Consider the following 11,991-nt stretch of genomic DNA (forward strand, 5'->3'; position numbering starts at 1 on the left):
GTTGGGCGTCCTGCCCAACCCGCCCGAGGCATGCCTCGTGCCCATGCGGCTCACGCCCCTGCGACCTGACCCACCCCGCCCTCGACAGACTTCTACTGCTGTTGGCAGGTGTCGACCTTGGTCGACACGGTATATCCACGCCATGCGTGGATACGGGGGGCTGGATCCCTTCCCTTTGCAAAGGGATCTGATCCCGGTGCCGGCCACACGGCTGCACTGACCCCATCTGCACGTATCAGGCGCGCACAATACGCGCATGCCTGCTCCCCCCACCGCTGGCGCTGCCGCCGCGAAGAAACCCAGCCTGCGCCAGCGCTTCAGGGCCATGCGCAATCTGCCCCCCTTCCTGCGCATGGTCTGGAAGACCAGTCCGGCGCTGACGCTGGCCAGCCTCGGGCTGCGCCTGATCCGTGCACTGCTGCCGGTGGCGATGCTCTACGTCGGCAAGCTGATCATCGACAGCGCCCTGCACCTGAGCCAGCACGATGCCGGCTTCCCGCCGCTGGGCGAAGCGCTGTCCAGTGGTCTGCTCAACCCACTGCTGGGCCTGCTGGCGCTGGAATTCGGCCTGGCCATCGGCTCGGACCTGCTCGGCCGCCTGGTCAGCTACGCCGATGCGCTGCTCTCGGAGCTGTTCGCCAACGTCACCAGCATCCGGCTGATGGAACACGCGGCAACGCTGGATCTGGAGGACTTCGAGGATCCGGACCTGCAGGACAAGCTGGACCGCGCGCGGCGCCAGACCATGGGCCGGATGAACCTGATGAGCCAGCTGTTCGGCCAGGTGCAGGACGCGATCACCGTGGCCAGCCTTGCCGTCGGCCTGCTGGTCTACGCGCCGTGGCTGATCCTGCTGCTGGCGCTGGCGCTGGTGCCGGCCTTCATCGGCGAATCGCACTTCAACGCGGCCGGCTACAGCCTCAACTTCCAGTGGACGCCCGAGCGCCGCCAGCTCGACTACCTGCGCCAGCTCGGCGCCAGCGTGGAAACGGCCAAGGAAGTGAAGATCTACAACCTGCACCGCTTCCTGGTGGAGCGCTACCGGCGGCTGTCAGTGGCGCTGTTCCAGGCCAACCGTGCACTGGCCCGGCGCCGCGCGTTCTGGGGCACGCTGCTGGCTGCGCTGGGCACGCTGGGGTATTACACCGCCTACGCCTACATCGCCTGGCGCACGGTGCGCGGCGACTTCTCGATCGGCGACCTGACCTTCCTTGCCGGCAGCTTCCTGCGCCTGCGCCAGCTGCTGGAAGGCCTGCTGATCGGGTTCTCGCAGGTGGCCAGCCAGGCGCTGTATCTGGATGACCTGTTCTCGTTCTTCCAGATCCAGCCGGAAATCCACTCGCGTGAAGGCGCTGTGCGCGTGCCGCAGCCGATCCGCCAGGGCTTCGTGTTCGAGAACGTCGGCTTCCGCTATCCCGATGCCGAACAGTGGGCGGTGCGCCATCTGGATTTCCAGCTGCACGCCGGCGAAGTGCTGGCCCTGGTCGGCGAGAACGGAGCGGGCAAGACCACGCTGGTGAAGCTGCTGGCGCGGCTGTACGAACCGGACGAGGGCCGCATCCTGCTCGATGGCCGTGACCTGCGCGATTACGACCTGGACGACCTGCGCGCCAACCTCGGGGTGATCTTCCAGGACTTTGTGCGCTACAACCTCAGCGCCGGCGAGAACATCGGCGTCGGCCAGGTCGAGGCGATGGACGACCAGGCACGCATCGCCGACGCCGCGCGGCGCGGCATGGCCGAGGACGTGATCGACGACCTGCCCGGCGGCTACGACCAGCTGATCGGCCGCCGCTTCAAGCAGGGCGTGGACCTGTCCGGTGGCCAATGGCAGAAGATCGCCATTGCCCGCGCGTGGATGCGCAATGCGCAGGTGATGATCCTGGATGAGCCAACCGCAGCGCTGGATGCCCGAAGTGAGTTTGAAGTGTTCCAGCGGTTCAGGGAACTGGCGGATAATCGCACCGCAGTATTGATTTCCCACCGTTTTTCCTCGGTACGCATGGCCGATCGCATCCTGGTGCTGGCCGATGGCCACATCGAGGCCAGCGGCACCCATGAGCAGCTGATGGCCCAGGGAGGACGGTACGCCGAGCTGTTCGAGCTGCAGGCAGCGGGTTACCGCTGAGAACGCCTCTCGTTCCGCCTAATGAGAACCTGTCTCATTTGAGATAGAATCACCCCCGACGACTTTCGATAGATACGCCCATGTCCTCCGCTTTCGGCGCCGAAACGGTGCTTGAGGTCCGTCACTGGACCGACGCCTACTTCAGCTTCACCACCACCCGCGACAGCGGCTTCCGCTTCGAGAACGGCCAGTTTGTGATGATCGGCCTGGAAACCGAGGCGCGGCCGTTGCTGCGCGCCTATTCCATCGCCAGCGCCAACTGGGAAGAGCATCTGGAGTTCTTCAGCATCAAGGTGCAGGACGGCCCGCTGACCTCGCGCCTGCAGCACATCAAGCCGGGCGACAAGGTGCTGGTTGGCAAGAAACCCACCGGCACCCTGCTGATCAGCGACCTGCACCCGGGCAAGAACCTGTATCTGCTGGGCACCGGCACCGGCATGGCACCGTGGCTGTCGGTCATCAAGGACCCGGAAACCTACGAGCGCTTCGAGAAGGTGATCCTGTGCCACGGCGTGCGCTACGAAAAAGACCTGGCCTACCGCGATTACTTCGAGAAGGAACTGCGTGAGCATGAGTTCCTGGGCGAGATGATCGGCGACAAGCTGCTGTACTACCCGGCCGTCACCCGTGAACCGTTCGCCAACCAGGGCCGCCTGACCCAGCTGATGGAGAGCGGCGAAATGCAGCGCACCCTCGGCCTGCCGGAGCTGAGCCCGGAAAACGACCGCGCGATGATCTGCGGCAGCCCGCAGATGCTGGCCGACCTGCGCACCGTGCTCGACGCGCGTGGCTTCCAGGTTTCGCCGCGCATCGGCCAGCCGGGCCACTATGTCTTCGAGCGCGCGTTCGTCGAGAAGTAAACCGTTGCAGCTGTAGAGCCGAGCCCACGCTCGGCTCGCGCGCACCGCGCGCGCTCAATGTCGGCCGGACAAGCAGCCGAGCGTGGGCTCGGCTCTACAACACCGCTTCGATCTCGTCGCGCAGCTGCTCCGGCTTGGTGGTGGGCGCATGCCGCGACACTACCCGCCCCTGGCGGTCGACCAGGAACTTGCTGAAATTCCACTTGATACGGGCACTGCCAAGCAGGCCGCGCTTCTCGCGTGACAGCCAGGCCCACAACGGATCAGCCCCCTCGCCGTTGACCTCGATCTTCTCCGACAGCGGGAAGCTGATCGGATAATCCAGCGAACAGAACTGGCGGATCTGCGCGGCGTCGCCGGGCTCCTGCGCACCGAACTGGTTGCATGGGAAGCCGATCACCACCAGGCCGCGCTCGCGGTAGTCCTGCCACAGCTGCTCCAGCCCGGTGTACTGCGGGGTGAAACCACAGCGGCTGGCCACGTTCACCAGCAACAAGGGACGGCCCCGGTACTGATCCAGCGCCTGCGGCTGGCCGTCGAGGTCACGGAAGCTGAAATCGTAGGCGCTGGTCATGATGGCGGGCCGTGGGCGGTGAATGCATGGTACCCGCGCCCGGCCCCACCAGCATGCCTTTTGACACAAGTGCGGGCGCGGCCGGCCGGGTTAACCTCGGGCCCTTGTCTGCCTTACCGGAGTTCCTACCTTGACCACTCGCCTTGCCCTTGCCGTGGCCATGTCCCTCGGCCTTGCCCTGCCCGCCTTCTCCGCCGGCGCCGCCACCCCGGCTGCCAGCACCCATGCCCAGCAGGCCAATCCGTTCTTCGCCGAAAGCCCGCTGCCGCTGCACTTCCCGCAGTTCGACAAGATCAAGGACAGCGACTTCGCCCCAGCCTTCGACGCCGGCATGGCGCAGCAGCTGAAGGAAGTGGAGGCCATCGCCAACAACAAGGCCAAGCCGACCTTCGACAACACCATCATCGCGCTGGAAAAGAGCGGTGACATCCTCGACCGCGCGACCACCGTGTTCTTCAGCCTGGTGGGCGCCGATACCAACGACACCCGCAAGAAGCTGCAGGCCGACTACTCGGCGAAGTTCGCCGCGCACAGCGATGCGATCGCGCTGAACGGCAAGCTGTTCGCGCGCATCCAGGCACTGTACGACACCCGCAGCCAGCTGGGCCTGGACGCCGAAGGCGTGCGCCTGGTCGAGAAGTACTACGACAACTACGTGCGCGCCGGCGCCAAGCTGTCCGACGCCGACAAGGCCAAGCTGAAGGAAATGAACGCCGAGCTGGCCAACCTGGGCACCAAGTTCAGCCAGAACGTGCAGTCGGAAGTGAACGCTTCGGCAATCACCGTCGACGACGTCAAGGAGCTGGACGGCCTGTCCAAGGAGCAGATCGCCGCCGCTGCCGAAGCCGCCAAGGTCCGCGGCCAGGACGGCAAGTACGTGATCACCCTGCTCAACACCACCGGCCAGCCGCCGCTGACCAACCTGGCCAACCGCGCCCTGCGCCAGAAGATCTACGAAGCGTCGGTCAGCCGTGGCAGCCGTGGCGGTGAGTTCGACAACACCGCGCTGGTCTCGCGCATCATGCAGCTGCGTGCCGACAAGGCCAAGCTGATGGGCTTCCCGAACTTCGCCGCCTACAACCTGACCAACCAGACCGCCAAGACCCCCGAAGCAGTCAACGCGATGCTGGGCAAGCTGGCCCCGGCCGCCGTGGCCAACGCCAAGCGCGAAGCCGCCGACCTGCAGGCGATGATCGACAAGGAACAGAAGGCCGCGCGCAAGCCGACCTTCCAGCTGGAACCGTGGGACTGGGCCTTCTATAGCGAGAAGGTGCGCCAGGCCAAGTACAACTTCGACGAGTCGCAGCTGAAGCCGTACTTCGAAATGAAGAACGTGCTGGAGAACGGCGTGTTCCATGCCGCCAACCTGGAATTCGGCCTGACCTTCAAGCAGCGCACCGACCTGCCGGTCTACCACGATGACGTCACCGTCTACGACGTGTTCGACGCCGACGGCAGCCAGCTGGCGATCTTCATCTTCGACCCGTATGCACGCGCCTCAAAGCGCGGTGGTGCGTGGATGAATTCCTACGTTTCGCAGTCCAAGCTGACCGGCTTCAAGCCGGTGGTCGCCAACCACCTGAACATCCCGAAGCCGCCGGCCGGCCAGCCGACCCTGCTGACCTGGGATGAGGTGAACACCACCTTCCACGAGTTCGGCCATGCCCTGCACGGCATGTTCTCCAACGTGAAGTACCCGTACTTCTCGGGCACCTCGGTGCCGCGTGACTTCGTCGAGTTCCCCTCGCAGGTCAACGAGATGTGGGCCGACAACCCGGTCATCCTGAAGAACTACGCCAAGCACTACCAGAACGGTTCGGCGATGCCGCAGGCGCTGCTGGACAAGGTGCTGGCGGCGGCCAAGTTCAACCAGGGCTTCGCCACCACCGAGTACCTGGGTGCAGCCATGCTTGATCAGCGCTGGCACCAGATCGGCGCCGACCAGGTGCCGGCCGCCAAGGACGTGATGGCCTTCGAGCGCGCCGCGCTGGAGAAGGACGGCATCTACTACGCGCCGGTTCCGCCGCGCTACAAGACCCCATACTTCAGCCACATCATGGGTGGCTACTCGGCCGGCTACTACGCCTACATCTGGTCCGAAGTGCTCGACGCCAACACCCAGAAGTGGTTCAAGGACAACGGCGGCCTGAGCCGCAAGAACGGCGACCACTTCCGCGCCACGCTGCTGTCCAAGGGTGGCAGCGTGGATGCCATGCAGCTGTTCCGCGATTTCGCCGGCCACGAGCCGCAGATCGAACCGCTGCTGGAAAAGCGTGGCCTGACCGGCGCCGGCAACTGATCGCCGCTGCGGCAGCCTGAAACGAAAACCGCCCGGGAAACCGGGCGGTTTTTTGTTGGGTCATCCACGCATGGCGTGGATGCTCTTGCAGATCAGCGTGGCGCCACGTACCCGCCCGGCACGCCTTCCGGCGACAGCACCAGCTGCCACAACTGCGCATGCCGGCAGCGGAAGGTGGCCATCGATCCGGCCAGGTAGAACCGCCACATGCGGCGGAAATGCTCGTCGTAACGCGTGTCCAGCTGCGGCCACGCCGCTTCCACGTTGCGTCGCCAGGCCTGCAGGGTCAGGTCGTAATCGGTACCGAAGTTGTGCCAGTCCTCCAGCACGAAACGGCCTTCGAACGCCCGTGTGATCTGCACTGCCGACGGCAGCATCGAGTTGGGGAAGATGTAGCGCGCGATCCACGGATCGGTGCGATGCCGCGAGATGTTGGTGCCGATGCTGTGCAGCAGCAGCAGGCCACGCGGCGACAGGCAGCGTTTGGCCACCTCGAAGAAGCTGGCGTAGTTCTTGTCACCGACGTGCTCGAACATGCCGATCGAGAAAATCGCATCGAACGGTTCGTCCAGTTCCCGGTAGTCCTGCAGGCGGATTTCAATCGGCAGCCCCGCGCACAGCTCGCGCGCGAACTCGGCCTGTTCCTGTGAAATGGTCACGCCGACGCCGCTGACGCCGTAGCGCTCGGCTGCGAACTTCAGGGCTTCGCCCCAGCCACAGCCGATGTCCAGCACACGCTGACCCGGGCGCAGCCCCAGCTTGCGGCACACCAGGTCGAGCTTGGCTTCCTGCGCGGTGTCGAGATCGTCGGCATTGCGCCAGTAGCCACAGCTGTAGACCAGGCGCTGGCCGAGCATGGCCTGGTAGAGATCGTTGCCGAGGTCGTAGTGGCGGCGGCCGACTTCGTAGCTGCCCTGCCCCACCTGCAGGTTGAACAGGCGCGCCTTCAGCGCATCGGCCACTTCGCGCCAACCGTGCACCCGTTCGTCCAGGTGCGCCTGCATCAGGTGGACGAGGAAATCATCCAGGACGTTGGCATCCCACCAACCCTCCATGTAGCTCTCGCCGAGGCCGAGCGAGCCTTGGCCCATGACCCGCGCGAAGAAGCGCGGGTCATGCACCTGGATATCCTGTGGCTGGGTACCGCCGATGCGGACCCCGGCTTCCTGCAGCAGGCCGGCGACCCGCTCCTGCAACCCTGTATCCACGCCACCTCCTCGACTGCGGTCAACCGCGTGCGAACAGCTCCACGTAGTCCTTGGCCACGTGCGGCAACAGCACCGCCGCCGGAACATCGGCGGTCTGGGTGCCGTCCGAGTATGGACCCACCTGGTAGGGCGGGAAAACAAAGCGCAGTGCCGTGATCTGCCCCTTGTCGTCGGTCAGCGGCTGGAACTGGCTGAAATTGTCGGCCTGCGGGCCGGTACCGTCGGCGATCATGCGCGATGCGTTGCGCAGCGATTCCTGCAGCTGGGCCGGGTCCATGTCCTCGCCGCTGAGCCGCGTGGCCACGCGTTCGCGCAGCTGGTCGGCAACGAAATCACTGATCGCCTTCCAGCCCTTGGCATCGGCCACCAGCTTGTCGGCGCTGAGCATCTGCTGCTGCGCCGGCAGCCACACGAAACGCGCCACCAGCGGCTCGCCGTGGGCGCCACCGGTATAGCGGCTGCCATCGGCACTGACCACCACCAGCTGTGGCGTTTCCAGCAGCTTCTCGAAGCTCAGCGACAGCTCGTAGGGCATGGTCGGCTTGTCATTGCCCAGCCCGTCCAGTGCCTGCTGCAGGTCGCTGCGAGCGCTGGTGGCATAGTCCTGCAGCGCGCGTGCCAGGCCCGGGTAGCGGTCGATGCCGGCCGGGTAGCTGATGCCCACCACTTCGCGTTCGTTGTTATCGATCACGTCGCGCAGGTCCAGCGGCGCTTCCGTGGCCGGCGTTTCGCCTGCGGCGGTGGTCTCGGCGGCAGGTGCCCCGTCGGCCACCGGTGCCGGTTCGCTCTCACGCTGGCAACCGGCCAGCAACAGCACGCCCACCACGCCGGCCAGCACGCTGCCGTGCAATGGCCGGTTGTTTCCAATCTTCATCGGGATCCCCTGTTCATGTTTGTACATCATCGCCTGCCATGGCTGAAGCGTGGCCCGCTGGCATTCAGCCAACGAGCAGGTCGTGGTACTCCTCATGCCGCTGCAGGAAGGCCTCGGCGTAGGAACACGCCGGCACCACCTTGTACTTCTGCTCACGGGCAAAACGCAGCGCCACACGGGTCAGCTCACCGGCAATGCCCCGGCCGGCGATCGGCTCGGGCACCTCGGTATGCGTGATGACCATGCGCCTGCGTTTGATCTGGTAATCCAGCACCGCCAGCTGTCCGCGCACACGGGCGGTGAAGCGATGGTTGGCCAAGTCGTGTTCGACCTCGTAGGCCAGACCGGGGGGCGTGACCGAAGCCATGGAACTGTCTCCTGCGGCGACTGCGTGGATGGTGCGCAGCCGGGCGCCATGATCGCGTGAAGCCTGAACAGGGGCAAGTCCAGTCCGTTCACGTCAGTTTTCGACCCTCAAGCTGGAGGGCCGGCGGCCGCTATCGCCTGTGGAGGGGTACGGCCAGGCTGGCACGGCCCTTGCGACCGTTGATCATGCGCACCACCGCGGAGGCACCGATGCACCCCAGCGATCCCCATTCCGATACCGACCGCGCTCTGCTGGAGGGCCTGCTGCAACTGGCGGTGGAAGGGCAGACCGAAGACCAGGATTTCCAGCGCATCGGCGAGGAAGTGTTCGCCCGCCTGCTGGACACCTACGGCCAGCAGACCGCGATCTGAGCCTGCCGGGGCGGATCGCTGCCGATCCGCCCCGCTCCCGCCATCAACCGCCGCCGAGGCGGAAGGTCGGGTTGGAAAGCTCGCGCAGGAAGTGGGTGAAGATGCTCGGCTGCATGGCCAGCATGAAGATCACGCCGAACGCCGCGCCCGCCAGGTGGGCGCTGTGGTTGATGCGGTCACCGCCGCGCTTGTCCATCCAGATGCTGTAGCCGACGTAGAACGCGGCGTAGACGATGGCCGGCGCCGGGATGAAGAACACCAGGATGATCGACCACGGCTTGATCAGGATGAAGGCGAACAGCACCGCCGACACCGCCCCGGACGCACCCAGGCTGAGGTAGTTCGGGTTCTTCTGGTTCTTCAGGTAGCTGGGCAGGATCGAGACCAGCAGCGCACCGATGTAGAACGCCGGGTAGGTCAGGTAGCTGCCGGTCAGCTGCACCATCACGCTCTCGATGAATCCCCCGAAGAAGAACAGGGTGATCATGTTGAAGATCAGGTGCGACCAGTCGGCATGGATGAAGCCATAGGTCACCAGCCGGTCGTACTGGCGGTGACGGTCGATGGCCGGCGGCCACAGGATCAGGCGGTCGGCCAGCTTGCGGTTGTTGAACGCCATCCACGACAGGATGGCGGTGATGGCGATCAACAGCAGATTGACGGGGGTCATGTCAGGCTCAGGCGCTACGGTAGTTGTCGACCATACGATAGCGTTTTGCGTACCAACCGAAGGCCAACGCCGCGACGAAGGCGAAACCGGCGAAGAAGAACATCAGGAATGCCGCCTCGCTCAGGCCGGTACTGGCGATCTTGTGGGTCACCACGTCATTGCGCACGGCTGCATTGGACAGCAGCACCCACAGGTTGCCGATGGTGGTGGTCAGGTTCCAGAAGCTCATGACCACACCCTTCATGGCCTGCGGCGCCTGGCTGTAGGCGAACTCCAGGCCGGTAGCCGAGACCAGCACCTCACCGAAGGTCAGCAGCGCGTACGGCAGCATCTGCCAGAAGATCGACATGGCGTTGCCCCCGTCCATCACCACCTGGATGCCGCCGACCACGATCCAGGCCAGGCCGCTGAAGGCGATACCGGCGGTCATGCGGCGCAGCGCGGTCGGCTCGAAGCCGAAGCGGCGCAGGGCCGGGTACAGCACCAGGTTGTTGAACGGGATCAGGATCATCACCAGCAGCGGGTTCAGCGCCTGCATCTGCGAGGCGGTGAACCAGCTCGGCATCTGCATCTGCTGGCCCTGCAGGACCCAGGTCGAGGCCTTCTGGTCGAACAGCGAGAAGAACGGCGTGGTCAGCGCGAAGATCACCAGCACGCGCAGCACCGAGCGCACGCCTTCCACGGCTTCGGCCGGATGCTGGCCACGGGCACGCTCCAGCTGCAGCCAGGTGCCGCCGCCGATGCCCGCCAGGATCGACACCAGCGCCAGGCACAGGCAGATGACGATGCCCAGCGAGCCGACCAGGCTGAACGAGGCTGCTGCCAGCACCAGGCCGAGCACGGCGATCACCAGGCCCGGACGGCCCTGGCCGGTCACGCGCGTGGTCAGTGCGGTACGCACCACGTTGGCGAACGAATGCGGATCCTTCGGCGGCAGCGGCACCAGCACGTAGCGCTTGCGGCCCAGCCAGAACACGAAGGTGGCGATGAACATCAGGATGCCCGGGATACCGAACGCCCACTGCGGGCCCCAGTTCTTCAGCACCAGCGGGATCAGCAGCGAGGCGAACAGCGAGCCGAAGTTGATGATCCAGTAGAAGGCGTCGAAGACGATCTTGGCCAGGTGCTTGTTGCTCTGGTCGAACTGATCACCCATGAACGAGGCCACCAGTGGCTTGATGCCGCCGGCACCGAGCGCGATCAGGCCCAGGCCGAGGAAGAAGCCCTCGCGGCTGTTCTCGAACAACGCCAGGCACAAGTGGCCGGCGCAGTAGACCAGGCTGAACCAGAGAATGGTGTGGTACTTGCCGAAGAACCTGTCGGCCAGCCAGCCTCCGAGCAGCGGGAAGAAATACACGCCGATCATGAAGCTGTGCATGATGTCCTTGGCTTCACCGGCACGGCCTTCCGCAGTGATTTCCTGCAGCAGCAGCGAGGTGATCAGGAACTGCACCAGGATGTTGCGCATCCCGTAGAAACTGAACCGCTCGCAGGCCTCATTGCCGATGATGTACGGGATCTGGCGCGGCATCTTTCCCTGGCCGGCGATGGGGGCAACTGCGTCGTGGCTCATCCTGTAAGGCAATCCTGCAAAGCGAAAGGCGCAAGATTACCGGAAGCAGGGCTTGCGAAGCACGCTGCAGGGCTGCATGACAACGGTGCCAATCCATGGCAGACACCGCATGCCATGCCGGAAGTCACGGCACCTGCACGACAAAAGCGTAAACTTATCGTTATGCGCCCCCTCGCCCCCGCCCGTCTCCTGCTCAGTTGCCTGGTGCTGCTGATGGCGTTGCAGGCGCAGGCGCGGCCGCAGGCACCGGCCACAACGGCCAGCGAAAGCGAGCCCCGCCAACTGACCGTGGCCGCGCTGGAGCTGCCCAGCCGCGATGATGCGCAATGGAAGTTGCGCCGCGAACAGGTCGCACAGTTGCTGACCGACCTGCAACCGGACGTGATCTCGGTGCAGCAGGTGCTGCAGCAGCAGGGCCGCAACCCGGCCTGCTGGCTCGCCACCCGGCTGCGCTACAGCTGCGACTTCGTTACCGCCGATCCGCCCAGCCAGCCGTTGCGGCATGGAAACGCGATGCTGACCCGGCTGCCGGTCAGCGAGGATGGCGTGACCCTGCTGCACCCACCCGGCACCTTCAGCGCCGCCGGCATGATGCGGCTGAAGCTGGGCGAGGCACTGGTCAACATCTATGTGGCACGGCTGCGCCCGGACCCGGACGAGGCCACCGCCCGCCAGCATCAGACCAGCGACCTGATGACCTGGATCGGCGCCACCGCCGAGGGCATGCCCAGCCTGATCGCCGGCGATTTCTCGGCAACCACCGTCGAGCTCGTGCGCAGCACCCCGGGGTTCCAGCCCGCCCGGCGCAATCCCGGCGGTCGCGTCGAGGCGCCTGCGGCCAGTGGCGGCGGCAGCAGCGGTCATGGCCTGGATGTGCTGTTCCAGGTCAAGCACTTCGGCGGCATCCGCCAGCAGCCGATCCTGCTGCCGGCCGACGGCGACCTGCCCGGCCTGCGCCTGGGCGTGATGGCCACCCTGCGCCTGCAGGGTGATACCGCCACTACCGAATGACTCCTGCAACAAAAAAGGCCGGGTTTTCCCCGGCCTTCTCCGTTCATCCCATCACC

At 65.4% G+C, this 11,991-nt stretch carries 11 protein-coding genes; 5 read left to right on the forward strand and 6 right to left on the reverse strand.

What is annotated here, in order from left to right:
- Positions 1-256: 256 nt before the first annotated feature.
- Both ARC63_RS12295 and ARC63_RS12300 read left to right on the forward strand, forming a co-directional pair.
- Complete coding sequence (locus ARC63_RS12295; protein ID WP_057503446.1) at positions 257-2,128, forward strand: ABC transporter ATP-binding protein; 1,872 nt, start codon at positions 257-259, stop codon at positions 2,126-2,128.
- A gap of 80 nt (positions 2,129-2,208) precedes the next feature.
- A complete protein-coding gene (locus tag ARC63_RS12300) occupies positions 2,209-2,988 on the forward strand; it encodes a ferredoxin--NADP reductase (protein ID WP_010486777.1) in 780 nt (259 codons plus the stop codon).
- A gap of 94 nt (positions 2,989-3,082) precedes the next feature.
- Here the strand turns inward: ARC63_RS12300 and ARC63_RS12305 are convergent, their stop codons facing one another.
- Positions 3,083-3,562 (reverse strand): glutathione peroxidase, encoded by a 480-nt coding sequence (locus ARC63_RS12305; RefSeq protein WP_057503447.1) that lies wholly within the window; start codon positions 3,560-3,562, stop codon positions 3,083-3,085.
- 130 nt (positions 3,563-3,692) lie between these two features.
- On the opposite strand from ARC63_RS12305, the gene ARC63_RS12310 reads away from it, so the two are divergent.
- Positions 3,693-5,861, forward strand: coding sequence for a M3 family metallopeptidase (locus ARC63_RS12310; RefSeq protein ID WP_057503448.1), 2,169 nt, complete (start codon positions 3,693-3,695; stop codon positions 5,859-5,861).
- Positions 5,862-5,953: 92 nt separating this feature from the next.
- Here ARC63_RS12310 and cfa read toward each other — a convergent pair whose 3' ends face one another.
- Genes cfa through ARC63_RS12325 form a run of 3 tightly spaced genes read right to left on the reverse strand, consistent with a single transcriptional unit; the run spans position 5,954 to position 8,310 of the window.
- Positions 5,954-7,069, reverse strand: a complete 1,116-nt coding sequence (cfa, locus tag ARC63_RS12315; protein WP_057503449.1) for a cyclopropane fatty acyl phospholipid synthase — start codon at positions 7,067-7,069, stop codon at positions 5,954-5,956.
- Positions 7,070-7,088: 19 nt separating this feature from the next.
- A complete protein-coding gene (locus ARC63_RS12320; RefSeq protein ID WP_057503450.1) occupies positions 7,089-7,970 on the reverse strand; it encodes a DUF3298 and DUF4163 domain-containing protein in 882 nt (293 codons plus the stop codon).
- Positions 7,971-8,007: 37 nt separating this feature from the next.
- A complete protein-coding gene (locus ARC63_RS12325) occupies positions 8,008-8,310 on the reverse strand; it encodes a GNAT family N-acetyltransferase (RefSeq protein ID WP_006455911.1) in 303 nt (100 codons plus the stop codon).
- Between the two features lie 185 nt (positions 8,311-8,495).
- On the opposite strand from ARC63_RS12325, the gene ARC63_RS12330 reads away from it, so the two are divergent.
- The gene (locus ARC63_RS12330; protein WP_049453088.1) at positions 8,496-8,681 is read left to right on the forward strand and encodes a hypothetical protein; all 186 of its coding nucleotides are present in this window, start codon (positions 8,496-8,498) and stop codon (positions 8,679-8,681) included.
- A gap of 43 nt (positions 8,682-8,724) precedes the next feature.
- Here ARC63_RS12330 and ARC63_RS12335 read toward each other — a convergent pair whose 3' ends face one another.
- Entirely contained in the window at positions 8,725-9,351 is a 627-nt protein-coding gene (locus ARC63_RS12335) for a rhomboid family intramembrane serine protease (protein ID WP_010486760.1), read from the reverse strand.
- A 7-nt stretch (positions 9,352-9,358) separates the two neighbouring features.
- Positions 9,359-10,924, reverse strand: a complete 1,566-nt coding sequence (locus ARC63_RS12340) for a POT-type proton-dependent oligopeptide transporter (RefSeq protein ID WP_049409328.1) — start codon at positions 10,922-10,924, stop codon at positions 9,359-9,361.
- A gap of 162 nt (positions 10,925-11,086) precedes the next feature.
- Between ARC63_RS12340 and ARC63_RS12345 the strand changes: the two genes are divergently transcribed.
- The gene (locus tag ARC63_RS12345; protein ID WP_057503451.1) at positions 11,087-11,935 is read left to right on the forward strand and encodes an endonuclease/exonuclease/phosphatase family protein; all 849 of its coding nucleotides are present in this window, start codon (positions 11,087-11,089) and stop codon (positions 11,933-11,935) included.
- The last annotated feature ends 56 nt before the right edge of the window (positions 11,936-11,991 follow it).

This window comes from Stenotrophomonas geniculata ATCC 19374 = JCM 13324 (assembly GCF_001431625.1).
GTDB lineage: Bacteria > Pseudomonadota > Gammaproteobacteria > Xanthomonadales > Xanthomonadaceae > Stenotrophomonas > Stenotrophomonas geniculata.